This is a genomic window from Pseudomonas sp. LG1D9, assembly GCF_002949995.1.
Lineage (GTDB): Bacteria > Pseudomonadota > Gammaproteobacteria > Pseudomonadales > Pseudomonadaceae > Aquipseudomonas > Aquipseudomonas proteolytica.
Map to the genome: position 1 here is coordinate 5,522,150 of NZ_CP026881.1, position 21,146 is coordinate 5,543,295.

The 21,146-nt window shown below is 61.7% G+C and carries 17 protein-coding genes and 1 riboswitch; of the genes, 7 read left to right on the forward strand and 10 right to left on the reverse strand.

Features of this window, described 5'->3' with window-relative positions; all coding sequences use genetic code 11:
• Positions 1–5: 5 nt before the first annotated feature.
• Positions 6–1,253 carry a multidrug efflux RND transporter periplasmic adaptor subunit MexE gene (gene mexE / locus C5F71_RS25550; RefSeq protein WP_092237450.1) on the reverse strand — a complete coding sequence of 416 codons (1,248 nt, stop codon included), beginning with the start codon at positions 1,251–1,253 and terminating at the stop codon, positions 6–8.
• Between the two features lie 881 nt (positions 1,254–2,134).
• Between mexE and yddG the strand changes: the two genes are divergently transcribed.
• Complete coding sequence (yddG, locus tag C5F71_RS25555) at positions 2,135–3,025, forward strand: aromatic amino acid DMT transporter YddG (RefSeq protein WP_070996245.1); 891 nt, start codon at positions 2,135–2,137, stop codon at positions 3,023–3,025.
• Here yddG and C5F71_RS25560 read toward each other — a convergent pair.
• Entirely contained in the window at positions 3,022–3,978 is a 957-nt protein-coding gene (locus tag C5F71_RS25560) for an arsenic resistance protein (protein ID WP_104912274.1), read from the reverse strand. The genes yddG and C5F71_RS25560 overlap by 4 nt on opposite strands.
• Entirely contained in the window at positions 3,975–5,066 is a 1,092-nt protein-coding gene (locus tag C5F71_RS25565) for a YafY family protein (RefSeq protein WP_104912275.1), read from the reverse strand. Before C5F71_RS25565 ends, C5F71_RS25560 begins: the two co-directional genes overlap by 4 nt.
• 100 nt (positions 5,067–5,166) lie before the next feature.
• Between C5F71_RS25565 and C5F71_RS25570 the strand changes: the two genes are divergently transcribed.
• Positions 5,167–6,171, forward strand: coding sequence for a hypothetical protein (locus C5F71_RS25570; protein WP_104912276.1), 1,005 nt, complete (start codon positions 5,167–5,169; stop codon positions 6,169–6,171).
• Between the two features lie 21 nt (positions 6,172–6,192).
• On the opposite strand, the gene C5F71_RS25575 is transcribed toward C5F71_RS25570, so the two are convergent.
• The 6 genes from C5F71_RS25575 to C5F71_RS25600 all read right to left on the reverse strand — a co-directional run bounded on the left by C5F71_RS25575 (position 6,193) and on the right by C5F71_RS25600 (position 13,630).
• Positions 6,193–6,819: a LysE family translocator gene (locus C5F71_RS25575; protein ID WP_029290593.1), complete on the reverse strand. Its 627-nt coding sequence runs from the start codon at positions 6,817–6,819 to the stop codon at positions 6,193–6,195.
• 95 nt (positions 6,820–6,914) lie between these two features.
• Positions 6,915–8,147 carry a carbohydrate porin gene (locus tag C5F71_RS25580; protein ID WP_256588165.1) on the reverse strand — a complete coding sequence of 411 codons (1,233 nt, stop codon included), beginning with the start codon at positions 8,145–8,147 and terminating at the stop codon, positions 6,915–6,917.
• A 108-nt stretch (positions 8,148–8,255) separates the two neighbouring features.
• Positions 8,256–10,661 carry a glucose/quinate/shikimate family membrane-bound PQQ-dependent dehydrogenase gene (locus C5F71_RS25585; RefSeq protein WP_104912278.1) on the reverse strand — a complete coding sequence of 802 codons (2,406 nt, stop codon included), beginning with the start codon at positions 10,659–10,661 and terminating at the stop codon, positions 8,256–8,258.
• Positions 10,662–10,792: 131 nt separating this feature from the next.
• Entirely contained in the window at positions 10,793–11,356 is a 564-nt protein-coding gene (gene mntP / locus C5F71_RS25590) for a manganese efflux pump MntP (protein WP_104912279.1), read from the reverse strand.
• A gap of 5 nt (positions 11,357–11,361) precedes the next feature.
• Positions 11,362–11,533, reverse strand: a riboswitch (yybP-ykoY riboswitch).
• 52 nt (positions 11,534–11,585) lie between these two features.
• Positions 11,586–12,971, reverse strand: coding sequence for a sensor histidine kinase (locus tag C5F71_RS25595; RefSeq protein WP_092236507.1), 1,386 nt, complete (start codon positions 12,969–12,971; stop codon positions 11,586–11,588).
• A complete protein-coding gene (locus C5F71_RS25600; protein WP_092236509.1) occupies positions 12,968–13,630 on the reverse strand; it encodes a response regulator in 663 nt (220 codons plus the stop codon). The genes C5F71_RS25595 and C5F71_RS25600 overlap by 4 nt, the downstream gene beginning before the upstream one ends.
• 158 nt (positions 13,631–13,788) lie before the next feature.
• Between C5F71_RS25600 and C5F71_RS25605 the strand changes: the two genes are divergently transcribed.
• Genes C5F71_RS25605 through C5F71_RS25625 form a run of 5 tightly spaced genes read left to right on the forward strand, consistent with a single transcriptional unit; the run spans position 13,789 to position 18,548 of the window.
• Positions 13,789–14,055 (forward strand): PepSY domain-containing protein, encoded by a 267-nt coding sequence (locus C5F71_RS25605; protein ID WP_065894972.1) that lies wholly within the window; start codon positions 13,789–13,791, stop codon positions 14,053–14,055.
• A complete protein-coding gene (locus C5F71_RS25610; RefSeq protein ID WP_092236511.1) occupies positions 14,055–14,600 on the forward strand; it encodes a cytochrome b/b6 domain-containing protein in 546 nt (181 codons plus the stop codon). The genes C5F71_RS25605 and C5F71_RS25610 overlap by 1 nt, the downstream gene beginning before the upstream one ends.
• A 50-nt stretch (positions 14,601–14,650) precedes the next feature.
• Positions 14,651–15,937: an exo-alpha-sialidase gene (locus C5F71_RS25615; RefSeq protein WP_092236514.1), complete on the forward strand. Its 1,287-nt coding sequence runs from the start codon at positions 14,651–14,653 to the stop codon at positions 15,935–15,937.
• On the forward strand, positions 15,937–16,521 hold the full coding sequence (locus C5F71_RS25620) for a hypothetical protein (protein WP_104912280.1): 585 nt from the start codon (positions 15,937–15,939) through the stop codon (positions 16,519–16,521). Before C5F71_RS25615 ends, C5F71_RS25620 begins: the two co-directional genes overlap by 1 nt.
• Positions 16,521–18,548 carry an LTA synthase family protein gene (locus C5F71_RS25625; RefSeq protein WP_104912281.1) on the forward strand — a complete coding sequence of 676 codons (2,028 nt, stop codon included), beginning with the start codon at positions 16,521–16,523 and terminating at the stop codon, positions 18,546–18,548. Before C5F71_RS25620 ends, C5F71_RS25625 begins: the two co-directional genes overlap by 1 nt.
• A gap of 116 nt (positions 18,549–18,664) precedes the next feature.
• Here C5F71_RS25625 and C5F71_RS25630 read toward each other — a convergent pair whose 3' ends face one another.
• The gene (locus C5F71_RS25630; RefSeq protein WP_104912282.1) at positions 18,665–21,130 is read right to left on the reverse strand and encodes a TonB-dependent siderophore receptor; all 2,466 of its coding nucleotides are present in this window, start codon (positions 21,128–21,130) and stop codon (positions 18,665–18,667) included.
• Positions 21,131–21,146 lie beyond the last annotated feature (16 nt).

Below are 21,146 nucleotides of genomic sequence, written 5' to 3' on the forward strand. Positions count from 1 at the left end.
GTCCCTTAACCGCGTGGAATCGCGACACTGGCGAGCTTGGGCGCGGCTTTGTTGTCCGGCGTCACTTGCTCCAGGTTGCTGGCTTCAAGCGCTTGTCGTTGTTGGGCCAAGGCGGCGAGGGTGGCCTGGCTGGCCATCGGGATAGTTTGCGGGGCGACTGGCGATCCCGGGCGCACCCGCTGCAGGCCCTTGACGATAATGGTGTCGTCCTTGCTCAGGCCGCTGCGTACGATGCGCAAGCCTTCGATCTTTGGCCCCAATTCAACGGCGCGGTAGGCGGACTTATTGTCGCCATCCATCACCAGTACGAATTTCTTGCCAAGGTCGGTGCCCACGGCCTCGTCGGTGATCAGCACGGCGGAGTAGGTGCCGCTGCCCACCAACTTGAGGCGCGCGTACAGGCCTGGGGTGAAGCGCCCGTCGCTGTTATCGAACACGGCGCGGCCCCGGATGGTGCCGGTGGCCGGGTTGACCTGGTTGTCGACAAAGTTCATCTGGCCCAGGTGCGGGTTGCCCTCTTCGTTGGACAGGCCCAGGTACACCGGGGTGGTCGCGCCGCGACGGCCCTGGCGCGCCAGTTCGGTGTACTTGAGGTACACGCGCTCATCGGCGTCGAAGTAGGCATACACCTTGTCGGTGGAGACCACGCTGGTCAGTTCGGTGACGTCGGCGGTCACCAGGTTACCGGCGGTGATCGCTGCGCGGCTGACACGGCCACTGATGGGCGAGGTGACGCGGGTGAAACTCAGGTTCAGGCGGGCCAGGTCCAACTGCGCCTGGATCCCTGCCACGGCGGCGCGGGCTTCCTGGGCGGCAGTGGTACGGGAGTCGGCCAGCTCGGCGGAAATCGCATTGCTCTGGCGCAGGCGCTCGCCACGCTGGGCTTCGTTGTCACTGCGCGATGCGGCGGCTCGGGTCTGTTGAAGTTGGGCTTCAAGGCGCCGCACTTCGGCCTGGAACGGACGTGGATCGATCTGGAACAGCAGGTCGCCTTTCTTCACCAGCGCGCCTTCGGTAAAGGCTACCTGGTCGATCTGGCCCGACACGCGTGGGCGGATCTGTACGGTTTCCGGGGCTTCGAGGCGGCCGGTGAACTCGTCCCACTCGTTGACGGGCTGCTCCAGCACCTTGGCAACGCTGACTTTGCTGGCGGGCATGGCGGCCGCTTGCTCGGGGGCCTTGCCGCATGCGCTCATCACCAGCACGGCCAGAAGGGCCAGGGGATAGCGCAAATGTTTGAGTGACTGTTCCATGAGGTGCATCCGCCAATGTATTTGAGATGGGCGGATCATGCTCGGCGGTGTGCTATCTCACGAATCGAATGAAACAAAGGTAACTATCATTCGGAATGATATAAGCCTGGGGAAAGCCCTCTAGCATGGGGTTTTCGTTAGGGTGCTATCAATCCCATTGATAGCAAAACACCTTTGCGCGATCTGCAGCCAATCTCGAGTGCCTACCCTGAAGATATTCCCTGTGGGGCTGCGTCAGTTCAGCCAGAGATGCATCAACTGACCCATCGCCATCGCAGGCAAGCCAGCTCCCACTTTCGTTCTGTGGTGTAGCCGAAATATTCAGCACCACCAAGATCCCCTGTAGGAGCGGGCTTGCCCGCGAAAGCGGTGGTTCAGTCACCATCTCTGTAGGCTGATGTACCGCCATCGCAGCATAAGTATCTACACAACTTTGCCGCAACGCCTAGATCCAGGCAGATAGCGCAGTTGTGGCGAGCGGGCTTGTCCCGCGCTGGGCTGCGAAGCAGCCCCAATAAGCCGAATGCGTTGTACCAGATACACCGCAGCGGCTGGTTTTGGGGCTGCTTCGCAGCCCAGCGCGGGGCAAGCCCGCTCACCACAGGGAAGTTCGTCAGTTTCTGAAAGTTGTGTAGATACCTATGGCCATCGCAGGCAAGCCAGCTCCCACTTTCGTTCTGTGGTGTAGCCGAAATATTCAGCACCACCAAGATCCCCTGTGGGAGCGGGCTTGCGTGCGATGGCGCCCGCTCAGCCAGACAAGCATCAACTGACCCACCGAGCTCCCGCAAGGCGACAAGCAATACCCCAGCGTGTACCGTTGCGGCCTTTGTGCCGCAGGTGCTGTGACTGTGGCTGTGGACATTCTTAGAGAGGCATCCATGCAGATCAGGGGAGAGCGGGCCGCGACGGTGTGTGGTTTGGTGGCAATCCTTTTATGGAGCACCGCCGCCGGGTTGATCCGCAGCGTCAGCGAGGTGTTCGGGCCCCTGGGCGGTGCGGCGCTGATCTATACGTTGGGTGCCGTTCTGCTGGTGTCCTGGCTCGGACGTCCACGCTTGCGCGCCACGTCCTGGCCTTACTTGATCATGGGCAGCGGGTTGTTTGTGGCCTACGAGGTCTGCCTGTCTCTGGCACTGGGCTTTGCCAGCAGTCGCAACCAGGCCATTGAATTAGGTGTGGTGAATTACCTATGGCCGTGCCTGACGGTGCTACTGGCGATTGTCATGAACGGGCAAAAGGCGCGCTGGATCATCGTGCCGGGCAGCGCGTTAGCGTTGTTTGGCATTCTCTGGGTGGTGAGTGGCGATGGCCTGGCATTGGCAACCATCGTCGCCAATGTGCAATCCAACCCGTTGAGTTACAGCCTGGCCCTGGGTTGCGCGATTACCTTTGCCTTGTATTGCAACGTCACACGGCGCTACGCGGGTGGGCAAAACCTGGTGGTGCTGTTTTTCATCCTCACCGCAGCGGTGCTATGGGTCAAATACGGCTTGAGTGCCGAGGTGCTGCCGGCTTTTAGCCTGGGCAGCAGCCTGGAATTGCTGGCCACGGGCGTCGCCATGGCGGGTGGTTATGCCCTGTGGAATATCGGCATCCTGCGCGGCAACCTGACGTTGCTGGCGACCGCGTCCTACGGCGCGCCGGTGTTGTCATCGGCCTTCGCCGCGCTGTGGCTGGGCGCCCACCTCACCCCGCAATTCTGGCAGGGCGCGGTGCTGGTCACGGCAGGTTCGCTACTGTGCTGGCACGCGACGCGCGAGCAGGCCTAGGCCCGCCAGACCAGGGCCGGAATCACCCGGATATAGATCAGCTCAAAGACCAACTCGATCAATGTCTGGGTGATGATCGCCGCCGCAGCCAGCATGCGCATGTCTTCCGGCAAGGCCAGCGCCAATGGCAGGACCACCAGCGAGTTGCGCGTGGCACTGCTGAAGGTGACTGAACGCGCCGTGGCCGCCGGCAGCCGGAAGGCCCGTGCCGTCAGGGCGCCAACCACCGGTGCGAGCAACATGAAGCCCAGGTACACCGGGATCACGGGCAACAACTGCTCGATCTCCCGCGCCACGAACGCGATCTGCGAGCCAATCACTACCAGCAGCACTGTCGCCATGGCCGGCACCGGCATCCACGCCCAGCCCTGGTTCCAGCGCGCAATATGGGGCGAGCGCCGCGCCCCGGCACACGTCAGCACCGCCAGCAGCAAAGGTACGGCGATCAGCAGCACAAACGCCTCGACAAACGGCCCGAGGGTGATCGTTACCGCAGCCTCACCGGGAATAACTGTCAGGTACAACGGCAGCAGCGCCAGTTGCAGCAACAGCAGCAAGGGCGTGGCGGCCAGGGTCAATCGGGCATCGCCTTTGCCAATATGGGTAAACACCACCACGTAGTCGATGCAGGGTGTCAGCAGCACCAGCAGCGCGCCGATCAGGATCGCCGGTTGATCATGCAGGCCAAGGGTAAGCGCCCAGACGAGCAGGGGGATCAACACAAAGTTGGCCACCAGCAACGCTGCGATGAAGCGTTTGTTGGCCAGGCCCTGGCGCAGTTGCAGAAACGGGATTTGCAGGAACATCGCGTACATCAATACCGCAATCGCCGGAGTGACGAGGCCGCCCAGGCCCTGCGCGGCCTGAGGGGCGAGCAAGCCGCCGACGGCGGCGATAATGACCGCCACGAAATAGATCGCGATCTGGTGCTGCTCAAGCTGGTCTCGGTTCACGGAGTGTCCTTTGGCGCGGGTTCATTGCTGGCGTAAAGCGTGACGGCGCGCAGCAGAGTCTGGTGTACGTGGCTGCGCAGGGTGGCCGGGGCCAAGACTTCAATATCCGCTGCATTGCTCAGCAAAAACAGGCGCAGGCCCTGGGTGTCGTAGAGGCTGCAACTCAAGTCCCAGTGCTGGTCACCCTGGGGCACGATCACTTGGTCGTCGGTCAGCGGGTTCTCGCTCAAGCGATTATGCAGGTTGGCACTCAGGCGCAGCTTGAGCGGCACTGGTGCCTCGCCATGGATGGTCATCAGGTGCTTTTGCGCGTCCAGCGAATTGACGTCGTAATGCGGCGGGCCAGGCACATCCAGCCAACTGGTCTTCACGGCCAGCATGCGATGCAGCATCAGCGCACACAGTGTGCGCGGCCCGTTGCTGCTGTACTTGCCACGCTGATCTGCAGGCACGTACCCGGCCGGCCAATGCTCCTGCTCCACATACGCAGACAGATAGACATTGGAGTCCTGATAGGAGAGGGCCAGGGGTTTCAACAGGTACCGACATTCGACGCCGCCTGCGTCCCTGGGCAGGTAGGTCACTTCCAGGGACACGTCTTCGAGGATCGCCGTTTGAATCGTGGCCAGGTGCGTGGGGTCGTGCTTGCCCGGCTGGAGCAGGGTAAACCGCGTGCCGCTGGTGATGCGTTGGGACCAGGCCAGGGGGCGGGCCGAATGCTTGGTCATCTCCGACGCCGCGTATTCACGCAGTTCACCGAGCTGTTCGGTATGGGCGTTGAACCCAAAACGCTGGGCATGCTCGAAAATCGCTGCCAGGGTCATGGCTTCGGTGGGCGAGAGCGTCAGGTCAAAACTCTCGCGCCCGGACTTCCAGTATTTGGCTTTTTTATCCGGGCCTTTTTCCCCCACTGCCACCAGTTCGGTTTCGGTCAGGGCTTCAAGATCACGCAGGGTGGTTTTGCCATGGAGGCTGAAGTCATCGAACCACTTGCACAGCGCTGTATGGATGTCTGCGGTCTTCATCGACGTGCCGCTGCGCTGGAGAATCTTGCGCAGCGCGGTGCGGCGTCGGTGATAATTGATCATGGCCGATACTCAAAGACAAAAAGTGGGTTTATTCGCTGGGACTATGTGCTCGCTGGCAAGCAATCCCGCGATTTAGAGCGCCAGCCCACAGGAGCATTTCATGAACTGCAAAACCTATCTAGCCCTGCCACACGTTATTGCGTTCACGCGCTGGTTGGCCTCGGAGCTTGAATCCCCGGAGCTGTTCAAGCATCAGTACGTCAACCGCAAAACCGGCGTGCATTGGTCGTGCAGCAGCTTGTACAACGCATTCGAACACTACCGCTGGAACCATCCGGGCAACGCGCGCCTGGACTTTGCTCCAGGCACCAGTGCGTTCAGCAACGGCAAAGCCCTGGCAGCCTTGGGTAAAGACCTGGTGGCGGCTGCCGGCGACGACGCTCGTAGCGCAGAAGCGGCAAGTGATGTGATGCGCTGGGGTGGTGTCACGGCGCACAACGTGGACTGGTTGCAGACAAACAAGGTTGGCCTGGCGAGCATGCTGCAAACCATCGTGGCAGCGCTGGACGCCGGTGATGAGCGTGCATCGGTGTTGCGCTGCGACAAGTTGCGCTTCAACGCCGGGATGACCAAGGTGTATTCCTTGCTGTGCAAGGACTTCATTATCTATGACAGCCGCGTGGCCGCAGGCCTGGGCTGGTTGGTGGTGAAATACTGCCATGCACACGGCCTGGTAAAAGTACCGCGGGACCTCTGCTTCCCCTGGGCCAAAGCCAAGGAAGACAAAGATGCCCTCGCGCCAAAACGCCGCAATCCCGGCGGCGATGGGTTCAAGTTCACGGGTTTGCGCTCCGGCCACCACCACGCCATGTGGAACCTGCGCGCCAGCTGGGTGCTCAGTGCCGTGCTCAAGCATCCAGACGCTGCCGGCAGCCGCTTCCAGCAGGTGGCGGCGCCGAATGATCCATTGCGTGCCATGGAGGCGGCGCTGTTTATGATTGGCTATGACCTGGGCCAGGAAGCCGAGGCGCCATACCAGGAATACAGCGCCGAGTTTGCCGAGAAGATCCTAGCGGCTGCCCGTGGGAATTTTGTCGAGGTCAGTGCCGATGACCTGATTGCGCAGTTGGATGACATGCTGGCCAAGGCACGGGTGCCAGGCTAGCAATAGCATCTTTAGGCCGGTCTATTTTTGACTGAGTGCCGCCACCGAAAGCCCGGACGCGACGAAGGTCAGTCCGGCGCCCACGTTCAGGCCATTGACCACTTTTGGCTTGCGCTGCAGCCAGGTCGACAGGCGCGTCGCAAAAATCCCCATGAGCGCAAAGCCCAGTGCGGTCAACGCGGCGAACCAGGCACCGTAGACCATCATCTGCACGGTGACCGAGCCCAATGACGGGTTGACGAACTGTGGGATGAATGCGAGCACAAACAGCCCCGGCTTGGGGTTCAGCGCCGCCGACAGGAAGCCAGTGAGGAAGATGCTTTTGAGTGGTTGCCGCGCCGCCGGCTTGAAGTTGATCAGGCTGCGCGAACGCAGGACCTTGATGCCCAGCCATAACAGGTAGCTGGCGCCGATTACCTTGACCACCCAGAAGGCCACGGCGGATGTCTGCATCAGCAGGGTCAGGCCCAGCGATGCCGTAGCCACGTGAAACAGAATCCCGGTGCCTGACGCGATCCCCGAAATGGCTGCGGCCATACGCCCTTGGCTCAGACCCCTGGCGATTGCAAGCAGATTGTCCGGTCCGGGGGAGAGCACCAATAACAGGCAGGCAGCGCTATAGGTCAGCCAGATATCCAGTGGGAACATTACGACAGTCCTTTCGTCAACGGTTCAAGTCCGCCATCGTGTTCCAACCGGATAACCCGGATCAAGCTTAATTCAACTGCCTGAAAGCTTGCGCTTCAGAACGTCGCCTTCACTTGCAGGCCCAGTATCAGCGCGTTGTCGATCTTCTCCCCGGAAAACGCCCCCGGTTCAATGATGTATTGCACATCCGGGCGCAGGATCAGCCAAGGCGTGGCTTGGTAGCCGTAACTCAGTTCGAGCAACTGTTCGGCACTGTCCAGGTTGGGGAAAGCATTGTCGCTGGCTTCTGCGGCCTGTTGCAGCACATCGCGGCTGCGTGGGTTGGGCACCGCACGGCCATATCCCAGGGCAACGGTGTCCCGTGGCCGGCCGGCGAACGGTTTGTACAGCACCAGGCCGGCGCCGTACCAGCGGCTGAATGGCGACGCTGCCTTGCTCGCGGCCGAGTACTGGCCGAACGCATGCAAGGTGCGGCCCTCCGAGGTCTGGGAGTTCCACAGGGCCTGGTCGATCAGCAGATAATGGCCCCCGCGGCCGCTGACGTGTTTATCGCTGCCGATGCGTTGCACGTTGGAGCTGTCGTAGTAATAGCCGAGCTTGTACTCGCCGGGCAGTTCGCTGGCGTGCCTGTAGACCAGTTCGATGGGCACCACGGTGCCGGTGGTGTGCTTGGGCCCCACATGCCAGGCGCGGCTGGAGTTGCCGTTGCTTTGCGGGTCGACATTGAACGCCGCCACGCGCAATTGCCAGGCCGGCGAAAAGTCATACTTCACCCGCGCGCCCAGGTGTGCGTTGGGGTAATTGGTCCAACCGCTGCCGCCGGACATGTTCAGCGGGTGCCCGCAGAAACCGGCGTTCATGAAGTTGCACAGGATCCCGCTGTCGAGGCCGCCCAGATCGTTGCCCATGGCCATATAACCGAGCTTGAGGTTCAGCGCCGGGGTGAACAGGGTGCGCTCATAACTCAACTCGGTAAGGCGGGTGTAGAGCCCACCGTAGTTTTCCTGGATCGGCAGGCGGTTGCCCACCAGATCCTCGGAGGCGCTATTGCCACGGCGGTCGTTGACCGTCAGTTGGATCTTGTCACCGTTGTGCAGGCCATACAGTTTGCCCAGGTCCAGCTGCACGCCAAGCTTGATGTTTTGCGAGTAACGCGCCGACCGATGCTGGCCGCCATGGGCGTTATAGGCGGTTTCGCCGCTGTAGTCGCCGGTGAACTTGATGCCTTGCTCGTCGAGCTGATGGCGCAGCCCACCCCAGTCGCCGGTGAGGGTGCTGCCGTAGGCGGGCAATATGGCGCCCAGCAGCAGGCTGCCGAGCAAGCGGATAGAGAGAGTATTCAACGCGAGGTCTTCCTGGAAAAATCACACTATCAGTGGGAGCCGGGAAGTCCGGCTCCCACCTTCAAACAGCGGCGCATACGCGCCGCGTGGGGCTCAAGGCAGGGCGTAGGCGATTACGTAGTCGCCACGGTCGGTGGACTGGCGCGCGCCACCGGCCGTGATGACCACATATTGCTTGCCGGTCTTGGGTGACACGTAAGTCATCGGCCCACCCTGGCTGCCCACGGGCAGGCGGGCTTTCCAGGCTTCTTCGCCATTGGCGCTGTTGAAGGCGCGCAGGTAGAAGTCCTGGGTGCCGGCGATAAACACCAGGCCGCCCTGGGTGGACAGGGTACCGCCCAAGGTCGGCAGGCCCACCTTGATCGGCAGGTGCATGCGGATGCCCAGCGGGCCGGTGTCTTCAACCGTGCCAACGGGTACTTGCCAGGCAATTTTCTGGGTTTTCATGTCGATGGCGGTCAAGGTGCCGAATGGCGGTGCCTGGCACGGAATGCCGGCCACCGACAGGAAGCGGTTCTTGTTCACGGCGTAGGGCGTGCCCTTGAGCGGGACCGCGCCCATCCCGGTGTTCAGCGCTTCACCACCGGAGGAGGTCTGGGCCTTGTTCTGCGACGGGATCATCTGGATCCACAGGCCCAGGCGCATATCGTTGACGAAGATAAAGCCATGCACCGGGTCGGTGGAAATGCTGCCCCAGTTCATACCGCCCAGGGAACCCGGGAAGCTCAGTGACTTATCGGTACCCGGTGCGGTGTACAAGCCTTCGTAGCGCATGCTTTTGAAGTCGATGCGGCACAGCAACTGGTCATAGGGGGTTGCGCCCCACATGTCCGATTCGCCCAGGGTTTGCGCGCCGATCTGCGGCATGCCCACGGACCTTGGCTGGGTGGGGGAGTATGGCTCATTGGGAATATTGGCAGCCTTGACGGGCACTTCTTCTACAGCGGTCAGCGGCTTGCCGGTGGCGCGGTCCAGTACATAGATCTGCCCGGCCTTGGTGCCGATCACCACGGCCGGTACGGTCTTGCCGTCGGCCAGGGTGAAGTCGATCAGGCTCGGTTGCATCGGCAGGTCGAAGTCCCAGAGGTCGTTGTGGACGGTCTGGTACACCCACTTTTCTTCACCGGTGGAGGCGTCCAGCGCCAGTACGGAGGCGCCGTATTTGTGGTTGAGCTGGGTGCGTTCGACACCATAGATATCGGTGGACGAGCTGCCCATCGGCAGGAATACAGTATTCATCAGCGGGTCATAGGACATCGGCGCCCAGCTGTTGGGGGTGCTGCGCACATAGGTACTGTCTGCGGCAGGCGCTTGCTTGTCTTCAGGGTTGCCCGGGTCGAACGCCCAGCGCATTTGCCCGCTGATCACATCAAAACCGCGGATCACGCCGCCTGGCATATCGGTCTGGACGTTATCGGCGACGCGCCCGCCAACTACCACGGTGGTGCCGGCCATCAAGGGCGCCGAGGACAGCTGGTAATAACTGTCCGGCACATTGCCCAGGCCGGCTTTCAGATCCACTTGGCCGTGGTTGCCAAAGCCTTCGCAGAACTCACCGGTATCGGCATCCACCGCAATCAGCCGTGCATCGATGGTATTGGTCAACAGGCGTCGCTGGCATTGCGCACCGGCGGGCACGCTGGCGGCAATGATCGGCGAGCTGTTGGCCTGGGTCGGTTGGGCGATGGGCGCACTGGCGTCGAAATAGGCCATGCCACGGCAGCGCTGCCATACCGCCGATTGGGCGTTGATGCTGTTCTTCCACAGCTCTTTGCCGGTGTCGGCATCCAGCGCGATCAGGTTGTTATGGGGCGTGCAGATAAACACCTTGTTGCCGATCTGCAGGGGCGTGAGTTGATCTTCGGCGCCGTTGCCGTCGCTGATGGCCACATCACCGGTGCGATAGGTCCAGGCCACCTTGAGCTTGTCGACGTTGGTGCGGTTGATCTGGTCCAGGGCGGCAAAACGGCTGCCGCCTTCGGTGTTGCCGTAGTGTGCCCAGTCCTTCTGCGCCTCTGCCGGCGCAACGGGTGTCAAGCCTGGGCCATCGCCGTTTGGTGCGACGCTGGGGTGGGCGACAAACATATTGCCCGCCGCCACCGCCAGCGCCACCGCCAGCACGCCTGCCACACCGTAGGCACCACGGCCTGCGGCCGGTGCCAGCCACGGATAGACCAGCGCTACCGCCAGGCCAATAACGGCGAACATGAACAGCCGCGAAAACAGTGGCCAGAACACCAGGCCTACATCCAATACAGCCCACACGGCAGTGCCGAGCAGAAAGGCAGCGAACAACCAGGCACCCGCCGGTTTGCGCTGTGCAATCAACAGACCCGCGATGGCCATGGCCACGCCGCCGACCAGGAAGTAGCCCGAGCCTCCCAGGCTCAGCAGTTTTGCGCCGCCGACAGCCAAGGCCACGCCGAGCAGGACGATAATGACGCCTAAGCCCAGCAACAGGAATCGAGAGGCGCCAGTGGCGCGGTGTGTGTGTTTCATGTCGAGAAAGCCCGAGGGTGATGGTCCAGGGGGTAATGATAGCAAGCTAATTAACTGCTTGGTACATTCTATCTGCGCCCAAAAGCAAAAGCCCCGATTAACGGGGCTTTTGCTGGGTACAAGGTCGCGAGTCAGACGGACAGGTGCTCATACAAAATCGTTGCACCGACGATCATCAGTACCACGCCGCCGACGATCTCTGCGCGCTTGCCGAACACGGTGCCCAGGACCCGGCCGAGCATCACGCCGATGGTGACCATGGTCATGGTCGCCAGGCCGATGGCGGCGGCGGCCACCCAGATATTCACATCGACAAACGCCAGGCCGACACCGACCGCGAGGGCATCGATACTGGTGGCAAATGCGGTGACGGCGAGGACCAGGAAGGAGTGCTGGGCGCTTTTCTCTTCGGCCTCGTCTTCATGCTTGAGGCCGTTGTAAATCATGTGCAGGCCCAATACCACCAGCAAGGTAAAGGCGATCCAGTGGTCCCAGTTTTCCACCCAGCGCGTGGCGGCTTGGCCGATCAGCCAGCCGATGATCGGGGTGATGGCTTCGATGACGCCGAAAATCAGGCCGGTGCGCAGCGCTTCGGCCAGGCGAGGTTTGTGCAGGCTTGAGCCTTTGCCGATAGCAGCGGCAAAGGCATCCGTGGACATGGCCAGGGCCAGGAGAATCAGGGAAACAGGATTCACGGGTGATCTTCCAGTCGGGCTATGAGTCAACGACACAACCACACGCCCGACTTTAGGCATGGATGTGTCGCTGGTCTCACCAACCAAAAGGTGTTCGTACCACGGCAGGTTGCCGAGAATGTTGATACGAACGCTTGCGAAAGGCTCACAAGCAGGCTACTCCCCAACGAGGTCCGGGATCTTATGCGCACACACATGAAAAAAACGTCAAAGCCCGCCAGCAAGCCGCTCAACTTGAATGAAGCGGCGCGCCTTGGTTGATCCGCAGTTCAGCGCATAGCCCGCCCTGGGGCAGGTTGTACAACTGCAGGCTGCTGTCGATCTTGCTGACGATCATCTGCACAATCGCCAGTCCCAACCCGGCGCCGTTGCCGTGCCCCTGGGTGTAGAAGCGCTCGAACAGGCGCGCATATTCACCCTCATCGATACCGGGGCCGGCATCCTCGACGCTGATATACACCGCTCCGCAGCCTTGCGGTTGTACTTGGACCCTGACCTCGCTGCCAGGCGGGGCGAAGTTCAGGGCGTTGGTCACCAGGTTCTGAAGGGCGATGGCCAGGGCAATGGGGTCGGTCTTGACCAGGCAGTGGTGGTCGCTGTCGAGGATCAGCTCGATATCCTTTGCCAGCGCCAGGGGTGCCAGTTCGGCCAGTTCCTCCCGCACCAGCTCGGTCAGTTCCACTTCGCATCGCTCGGGGTTGGCCAGGTGCGGCTCGATACGCGCCATGGTCAGCAACTGACTGGCGATGCGCGTGGCGCGGTCGACGGCGCTGACCAGAAACTCCAGGGCTTCCTCCCGTTGCTGTGGGGTGCCGGCCATCTGGGCGTTTTGCGCATGGATCCGCAGGATCGCCAGAGGCGTGCGCAGCTCGTGGGCGGCATCGGCGATAAAACGTCTTTCTCGCGCCAGCAGGTTGTCGATCTGTTGCAACAGGCGATTGAGCGCGGTCTGCATGGGTTCGAGGTCGTGGGGCAGGGGACGCAGATTGAGCGGTTTGAGGGTTTCGGTAGTGCGTCCACGGATGGTACGGGCCATTGCGCGCAACGGCTGCAACCCCCAGCCGATGGTCAGCCAGATCAAGGTGGCCAGCAGCGGCACGCCAATCACACTGGGCCACAGCGTATGGCCGACGATGCGCTGGATCAGGTCCTGGCGAATGTCATCACGCTCGCCCACCCAGATCAGCAGTCCTTGCTGTGGGTCCTTGAGCAGGAAGGCGCACCAGTCGTGGCCGTTGTCCATCAGGTCGTGGGCGCCGAGGGTCGCCGGTGGTGCCTTCAGTTCCGGGGCTTCGGCCGAGCGCACCAGCAATTGGCCGTCAGTGCGCCACACCTGGAATGTCAGGCGGGTTTCGTAAGGGTGCGCTGCTCCAGTGTCGCCCACGCGGCTCATGGCTGCGTCGAAGGCCTGGTAGAGCCGGTTCCAATCGTTGTCCCCCGGCGCACGTTGTGCCAGCACCCCTTGCAGCAGGCGCGCACTTTGCGCGAGCTGGGCGTCATACACCTCTTCTATCTCGTGGTGGCTGTCGCGCAGCACCAGCCAACTGATCAGCACATCGCCCAGCAGAACGAGGATCAGCACCGGCACCAGAATGCGTGTACGTATCGAGGTCATGGCTTGAGTTCCATCACATACCCGACGCCGCGCACCGTGCGGATCAGCTCGGTCGAAAGTTTTTTGCGCAGGTTATGGATCAACACTTCCAGGGTGTTGCTCTCGACCTTTTCCTGCCAACCATACAAGGCCCGGGACAGGCGTTCGCGGGTCACCACGTTGCCGGGGCGCGCCAACAGTTGATGGAGCAACTGGTACTCCATCGGCGTCACCACCACCGGGTTGCCGTGCCAGGTGACCTGCTGGCCGACCGGATCCAGGCACACGCCCGCATGCTCCAGCAGTGGCTGCGCGCGGCCTTGGCTGCGCCGCAGCAAGGCGCGGATGCGGGCCTTGAGTTCGTCGACATCGAAGGGTTTGATCAGGTAGTCGTCAGCGCCGGCATCCAGCCCGGCAATCCGTTCGGCGGTGCCGTCGCGGGCGGTCAGGATCAATACCGGCAGGTCCTGTTGCCGATCGCGCAATTGACGCAACAGGGCCAGGCCGTCGAGGCGCGGCAGGCCAAGGTCGAGCAGCAGCAGATCGAAGCTTTCGCTGCGTAACGCATGTAGCGCACTGGCGCCGTCGTGCAACCAGTCCAGGGTGTAGCCCTCGCTGCTCAGGGCGACGCGGATGCCTTGGCCGAGGGCCCGATCATCTTCGACCAACAATAGGCGCATGGTGTATTCCCGATGTGAGATCGGCGGCATCATGCCGCTGCCGAGACGGGCGTGGCAGGCCGGGCGACGAGAAACATGTAACCACTCATTACCAGCTAAGACTTCATTAAGCTTGGTTTTGCACAGTGAGACCTTCCTCAACGAGCGAGAGTGTCACCATGCGCAAAATTCTGTTGTTGTCGCTGATTGTTGCCAGCCCCCTGGCCCTTGCCGGACCGCAATGCACCACGGAGCAGCGCGCGCAATGGCAAGACCCGCAGGCGTTCCAGGACCAGTTGAAAGCCCAGGGCTACGAGATCAGCAAGTTCAAGATCACCGATGGCAACTGCTATGAGATCTACGGGTTCGACAAGGACAAGCGCAAGGTCGAGATCTACCACGACCCGGTCAGCGGCAAAGCGGTCAAGACCGAGATCAAGGGCTGATGCCAGGCAACTCCATAGCACTGTGGGACCCGCTGGTGAGGCTGTTTCACGTGTCCATCGCCGGGGTCTTTGTCGCCAACTACTTCTTCACTGAGGGCGGCGACGATTGGCATGTCTGGCTCGGCTATTACGCCATGGGCTGGTTGCTGGTACGGCTGCTGTGGGGATTTGTCGGGCCACGCAGTGCGCGCTGGGCGGACTTCTGGCCGACCCCGGCAAGGCTCGCCGCCCATGTGCGTTCCCTGCGCACCAGGCGCCCGGAGCATCGCCTCGGTCACTCGCCGTTGGGTGCATTGGTGATGATTTTGATGCTCCTGGCGATGTTGACGGCGGGCTTGAGCGGTTGGGCCATGGAGGAGGTCGATGCCTTATGGGGCGCCGATTGGCCGCTGCAAGTACATGAAACTGCGGTCAATGGCCTGCTGGTGCTGGTGTGCTTGCATATCGCAGCGGCCGTGTTTGAAAGCTTCCAGGTACGCGACAACCTGCCGTTATCGATGCTGACCGGTCGCCGGCGTCGGTTGCCGGATGATTCTGCGCACTGACACCGCTGTCTTGTCTCTACTCCCCACCCTGCATTTGCCATGAGCTCACTATGCGCGTGCTGTCTTTTCGCTTGAAATTCATTCTCGCCAGCCTGGCGCTCTGCCTGGTCTTCTGGGCGGCCTGGCGCAGTCATCCGGCCCATGTCCTGGCGCCTTTCGCCCGGCCTGCCACGCCCTTGGCCGCTAGCGCCGAGCCGGTCTACAACAGCCGGTTCGTGTCCTCGCAACTGGATGACTTTGTGCATTCGTCGTCGGTTACCGCACTGCCGGGAGGCGACTTGATGGCCGTGTGGTTTGCCGGCTCGCGTGAAGGCGCCGCCGACGTGCAGATACGTACTGCGCGGTTCGACGCCAATACCACGGAGTGGGGCGCCGAGCATGTGTTGGCGACCCGCGAGTCGACTCGCGATGGCACCGGGCGCTACATCCGCAAGTTGGGCAACCCGGTGATTGCACTGGCGCCGGACCAGCGCCTGTGGATGTTCTATGTGTCGGTGTCGGTGGGGGGCTGGGCGACCAGCGCGATCAATGTGATGGTGTCCGAAGACCTGGGGCGCAACTGGTCTGCACCCCGGCAACTGATCACCTCACCGTTTTTCAATGTCAGCACCCTGGTGCGTGCTGCGCCGGTTTTTCATGCCGACGGCTCGATTGGCTTGCCGGTCTATCACGAACTCATGGGTAAGTTTTCCGAATACTTGTACCTGAGCGCGGATGGCGCGGTGATTGATAAATTCCGCATCAGCCGGGGCAAGCATTCGCTGCAGCCGACCATCGTGCCCCTGGACGAACGTCGCGCGGTGGCGATGCTGCGTTATGCCGGCGATACCCATCATCGCGTGCTGGCCAGCCGCACCGATGATGCCGGGCAGACCTGGAGTGAGCCTTACCCTCTGGAACCGGCCAATCCCAACTCATCCCTGGCCGCGGTCGGCACTGCCGATAACGGCTTGCTGGTGGCGCTCAATGACCTGCGTGACGGGCGCTTCAAACTCAGCCTGTATGGCACCGACGCGGACCTCAATGACTGGCGCAATGTAATCGAGTTGGATCAATCACCGGATCCGCTTGGCCAACCCTTCGCCCCCGAGGCCTACAAGGCGATCATCGGTGCCGGCTTTCGGGCCTCCAGCGGCGCACGGCGCTTGCCGTTGGAGCAGCGTTTCCTCAGTAACCTGGATTACCGGGTGTGCAAGCCTCGGGGCTGTGATTTCGAGTACGAGTACCCGTATTTCAGCCGTGGCCAGGACGGCGTGTATCACCTGGTTTATTCATGGAATAACACCTTTATCAAACATGTCAGCTTCAACGAAGCCTGGCTGGCGGAGCGCCTGTAATGATGATGCTGTGGCAGGCCCATTTGACGTTCATCCTCCTAGGTTTTGTCCTGCTCGGGTCGTTGCGTTGCCTACAGCCCTGGCGCCCGTGGTTGTTGCCAGGGTTGGCGTTGGTCAGTTTTATCCCCCTCAATGACCTGCCGCTGGCGGCGTACGTGCGCAGTTTTACCGATGATTTGGCAATCAGCACCCTGGTGTTGCTGGGCTGGGTAAGCCTGGTGCGGTTGGGGCTGGTCGAGCCGCAAGAGCCTCGGGCGCGTGCCCAGATGCTGGTGCTGTTTGGACTGCTAGCGGCGCTGTTGTACCCGGCCACCATGGGCCTGACTTACTTTGATCCCTATCGCTGGGGCTTCAATCCAAGGCCGATGATTGTGCTGGTTGCGCTGCTCGCCTTGGGGCTGTTGTGGCTGCGCAATACGTTGGCCGTGTGGATGCTCGCGCTCGGCACACTGGCCTTTGCGTTACGCCTGAAAGCGTCGGAAAACTACTGGGACTACCTGATCGATCCGCTGCTGGTGGGCTATTGCCTGGTGGCGGGCAGCGTGCTCTGCGTGAAGAGCGTCAAACTACATAGGGGTCAATGATGGGTTGGTTGCAATCGCGGCGACTGCGCTATGGCGTAGGGGCGACAGGTCTGGCGTTCTTGCTGTTTGCAGGGCTGCGGCTGGTGTTTGTGCTGGGGTTTTCCGGCATCGATCCGGCGCAGTTCGCTGATAACCGGCAGTTGCTCGACACCCTGGGCATCGGCTTGCGTTTCGACCTGCGCCTGGCGGTGTTGCTGGTGTTGCCGCTGGCGGTGCTAGCGTGGATGCCACGCTGGAACCTGGTGCGCGTTGCGGGCTTGCGCGTTGTGGCACGGGGCTATTGGCTGCTGACGCTGGGCTTCGTCGGTTGGGTGTACATCATCGACTTCGGCCATTACGCCTATCTTGGGGTGCGGCTTAACGCCAGCGTGTTGCGCTACCTGGAAGACGCACAAATTTCGCAGCAGATGGTTTGGCAGACCTATCCGGTGCTGTGGATCGCCCTTGCCTGGTTGTTGGTGCTGGGTGTGTGGTTCTACGCTTTTGTGGGGCTGGAACGCCTGACACTGGGGCGTCCACCCCGGGCCATTCGGCGCGCTTCACTGGTGTTCGGCAGCGGCCTGGGGCTGATCGCCGTGCTGTTGGCGCTGCTTGGGCGAGTGGAAAATCTCAACCTGCAAAACCCGGTACCGCTGCGCTGGAGCGATGCGTTTTTCTCTGGCAACGGCAAGGTCGCGGCATTGGGCCTGAACCCGGTGCTGTTTTTCTATGACACGCTCAAGGCCGGCCAGGCGCAGTTCGATGAGCCACAGGTGCGTGAACATTACCCAGTGGTTGCCCGCTACCTGGGGGTGGACCGCCCCGATCCGCAGAGCCTGACGTTCGAGCGTGAGCAAACCGCGCAGCCGTACCGCCTGGGCGCAACGCCGAACGTGATGTTTGTGATGCTCGAATCCCTGGGCACCAGTGCGGTCGGCGCATATGGCAACCCTCTAGACCCGACGCCCAACCTCGACCGGCTGGCGACCCAGAGCTGGTTCTTTAAACACTTCTACGTGCCGGTCACTGGCACCGCAAAGACCGTGTGGGCGAGTATCACCGGCGTCCCGGATGTCACGCGCCAGGAAACGGCGACCCGCCATCCCCTGATCACACGCCAGCACACGCTTATCAATGCCTTCACCGATTACCAGAAGCTGTACATGATTGGCGGCAATGCCGGATGGGCGAATATCAATGCCTTGATCCAGCAGAGCATCGACGGCGTGCGCTTGTATGAAGAGCGCCACTGGCAGTCACCTCGAGTCGATGTATGGGGCATTTCCGATCTGGATCTGTTCAAGGAAAGCGACCGGATCCTGCGGGAACTGCCGCGGGACCAGCCCTTTTTTGCCTATGTCCAGACGGCGGGCAATCATCGCCCGTTCACCATTCCTCGGGACAATGACGGTTTCAAGCGCAGTAACCTGTCCCTGGAGCAAGTGCAAACCGCCGGCTCACGCAGTGTCGAGCAGTACAACGCGGTGCGCCTACTGGACTTCAATATCGGCAAGTTGATGGAAATGGCCAAGGCGGGTGGTTACTACGACAACACGATTTTCGTGTTCTTTGGTGACCACAACACCCGTATCAGCCAGATACCCCATATGCCGCCGGCTTTCGAGCAACTGGGCCTGGAAAGCAACCACGTGCCAATGCTGATTCACGCCCCGGGCTTGCTCAAGCCCAGGGTGATCGAGGAGGCGGTGGGGCTGGCGGACCTGTTGCCGACGGTCGCGGGGATGGTGGGCGTTGCGTTCAACAATGGGGCGATGGGGCGCGATATACAGCAACCGGCCCCGGAGGGCGAGCGTGTGGTACCGCTGGTCTTGCGTGAGGGCACTTTCCCGCTGATCGGCGGGGTCACCCAGGATTATCTGTTACAGATGCAGCATGACGGCAGTGCGCCGACCTTGCACGACCTGCGCTCCCTGACCCCCCTGGACAACGTGGCCGGGCAAAACCCCGATGAATTCCAGCGTCTGGTCAAACTGACCCGGGGCCTGCATGAAAGCGCGCGGCTGATGTTGTACCGCAATGTGCGTTGAGGTCCGGCTGCGCGCTATGGCTGGGGCTGGGGCGCCGCGGACGTTTGAGTTGTCGGCGACGGTGGACTCCTAGTAGCTGGTCTGTTTTGGGGGGATCCGAAATCTCCTGTTGCCCCTTAGAAGGAATACTTCGCCGTAACGGTAAAGTTACGTGGGTCGCCAAATACGTCGTACGGGCTCCAGGTCGAGTTGCTGGCGATGCCCTGGTAGTACTTCTTGTCGAAGACGTTATTGATGTTCAGCTGGGTATCCAGATGCTTATTCACCTGGTAGCCCGCCATCAGCCCGACCAGGGCGTAGGCATCCTGTTCGATATGGAATTTGCCGAACACGTTGCTGCCTTTGTTGAACGTCGCGCTCTGGCTATAGAGGTTGGCGCCGATGCGCCATTGGCTCATGTCGCCTTGCAGACGGTAGGTGGTATTGGCCTTGAACATGTGGCGCGGGACGTCGGTGTCGAACAGCGTGCCTTCCTTGCTCTTGTCCGCATCTTTTTCGTACTTGGCCTGGGCGAAGGTGTAGCCAGCAGCCACTTGCCAGTTGGGCGTCAGAGCACCGTTGATCTCCAGTTCCAGGCCCTGGCTGCGTACCTTGCCGGCGGCTTCATAGCAGCTGTAGCTGCCGACGGGGATGATCCGGCAGACGCTGGACTCGGCCACTTCCGCCGCGCGGTTGAGCTGGTCGATCTGGAACAGCGAAGCGCTGGCGTTCAGCGCGCCGCCAAAGTATTCGCCCTTGATACCCACTTCGTAGTTTTCGCCGGTGATCGGCTTGATCCCGTTACCTTCGCCATTCTTCTCGGTCTGGGGCTGGAAGATATCGGTGTAGCTGGCATAGACCGAGTGGTGGTCGTCCAGGTCATAGATAACCCCGGCATAGCGGGTGACGTGGCGCACTTCCTTGGTTTTGCCCGAGGTGTAGTACTGATCGTTGGTCTGGTCATAGATCGAGGTGGCGTCGTACCAGTCCAGGCGTGCGCCGAGAATGACTTTCAGTGGGTCGGCAAGGTTCCAGCGGGTGGTCAGGTAGAGACCTTCCTGATCCACTTTGTCATTGAGGGAGTAAACGTCCGGAACGCTCGGTCTAGCCAGGCCCTTGGGGCTGAAGCCGTTGATGTCGGGCACGCCGACGAACACGTGGCCGCCGGTGGCCTCGGTCTTGAGCTGGCGCTTGCTGGCGCCCACCACCAGTTCATGTTGGCGGCCCAATAGCGAGAAGGGGCCACTGGCAAAAAAGTCATAGGTGGACTGGTCGAAGTCACGGCCCTGGTTGAAGATGCGCTGGCGGTAGGTCGCGTCGTTGTTGCGTTCGAGGACGCCGCCCATCATCTTGAATTCGGACCAGTTTTTTGAGGCGCCCAGGTGCAGGCGCCAATCGTTATCGAAGCGTTGATCGAGTTCGACGAACAGTGTCTTGTTGTTGACGTCCTGGTGCGACCAGCTGTATCCGAAAGTCTTGGAGCGGGAGAAACCCATATGGCTGCCATCCGGATTCACCGGCAAGCCGCCCCAATTGATGTTGTTATTGTCGTTCTGGTCGGACGCCCCCACGGTCAGGGTCGTACTGTCACTCAGGTCGAACTCGCTGATCCCGTAGAACACGCCGCGCTCGCGCCCGGCGTAATCCTGATAGCTGTCCTTGTCGTTGTAGGCGCCGACAAAGCGGCCACGCACGGTGCCGCTGGCATTGACCGGGCCGGAAACGTCCAGTTCGCTGCGGTAGTTGTCCCAACTGCCGGCGCTGCCGGTGATGCTGGCCTGGAACTCCTTGGTGGGACGCTTGCGCACCATGTTGATGGCGGCCGATGGGTTGCCGGCGCCTTGCATCATGCCGGTGGCGCCGCGTACCACTTCGACGCGGTCGTAGGGGGCCAGGTCGGCGGCCGCCACCCAGTCGGCGTTATAGGTGGTGGGCAGGCCATCGAACATCAGGTTGGTGATGGGAAAACCCCGGGCAAAGTACTCGCTGTTGGCCGGGCGCGAGGCCGACAACCGCAGCCCAGGCGTGGCCTGGACGACGTCGTCAAGGCTGCGCATGCCTTGGTCGTCCATGCGCTGGCGGGTGATCACTGTGACCGATTGCGGCGTCTCGCGCAGGGACAATGGCAGCTTGGTCGCGGTCTGCATCGCCCCGGTGGTGTAGGACCCGCTGTTTTCAGTGGTCGACCCAAGGGCCAGGCCGCTGACGGTAGTCGCGCCCAGCTCGACAGCGCCGCTGGCTTGGCTGCGCGGTATCAGCAGGTAGTTGCCGCTGGCATTGCGCGTAACGGCCAGACCACTGTCCACCAGCAGGCGGTCCAGACCCTCATGCACCCCAAAGTCACCCCGCAGCGCCGGCGCGCGCTTGCCCTGCACCAGGGCCGGATCAAAGGGCAGGGTGATCCCGGCCACCTGGGCGAAACTGTTGAGTGACTCTTCCAGCGACCCGGCGGCCAGGTCGTAATGGCGGCTCTCGGCCTGTTCGGCCTGGACGGCAAAGCTGGCCAGCGGCAGGCCAGTCGCGGCGCCCAGCAACAGGCTCTGGAGGGTTAGCGCCAGAACGCTGCGATGCAGGGGGCGAGGGGGAATCAACGCTTGGGACATGAACGGCGAGCTCCTT

Excerpts from the sequence above, each read along its gene's own strand:
- C5F71_RS25570 (WP_104912276.1), top strand. The coding sequence starts at position 5,167 with ATGAACTGCAAAACCTATCTAGCCCTGCCACACGTTATTGCGTTCACG.
- yddG (WP_070996245.1), top strand. The coding sequence starts at position 2,135 with ATGCAGATCAGGGGAGAGCGGGCCGCGACGGTGTGTGGTTTGGTGGCA.
- C5F71_RS25625 (WP_104912281.1), top strand. The coding sequence starts at position 16,521 with ATGGGTTGGTTGCAATCGCGGCGACTGCGCTATGGCGTAGGGGCGACA.
- C5F71_RS25615 (WP_092236514.1), top strand. The coding sequence starts at position 14,651 with ATGCGCGTGCTGTCTTTTCGCTTGAAATTCATTCTCGCCAGCCTGGCG.
- C5F71_RS25605 (WP_065894972.1), top strand. The coding sequence starts at position 13,789 with ATGCGCAAAATTCTGTTGTTGTCGCTGATTGTTGCCAGCCCCCTGGCC.
- C5F71_RS25600 (WP_092236509.1), bottom strand. The coding sequence starts at position 13,630 with ATGCGCCTATTGTTGGTCGAAGATGATCGGGCCCTCGGCCAAGGCATC.
- C5F71_RS25610 (WP_092236511.1), top strand. The coding sequence starts at position 14,055 with ATGCCAGGCAACTCCATAGCACTGTGGGACCCGCTGGTGAGGCTGTTT.
- C5F71_RS25620 (WP_104912280.1), top strand. The coding sequence starts at position 15,937 with ATGATGATGCTGTGGCAGGCCCATTTGACGTTCATCCTCCTAGGTTTT.
- C5F71_RS25585 (WP_104912278.1), bottom strand. The coding sequence starts at position 10,661 with ATGAAACACACACACCGCGCCACTGGCGCCTCTCGATTCCTGTTGCTG.
- C5F71_RS25575 (WP_029290593.1), bottom strand. The coding sequence starts at position 6,819 with ATGTTCCCACTGGATATCTGGCTGACCTATAGCGCTGCCTGCCTGTTA.
- C5F71_RS25595 (WP_092236507.1), bottom strand. The coding sequence starts at position 12,971 with ATGACCTCGATACGTACACGCATTCTGGTGCCGGTGCTGATCCTCGTT.
- mexE (WP_092237450.1), bottom strand. The coding sequence starts at position 1,253 with ATGGAACAGTCACTCAAACATTTGCGCTATCCCCTGGCCCTTCTGGCC.
- C5F71_RS25565 (WP_104912275.1), bottom strand. The coding sequence starts at position 5,066 with ATGATCAATTATCACCGACGCCGCACCGCGCTGCGCAAGATTCTCCAG.
- C5F71_RS25630 (WP_104912282.1), bottom strand. The coding sequence starts at position 21,130 with ATGTCCCAAGCGTTGATTCCCCCTCGCCCCCTGCATCGCAGCGTTCTG.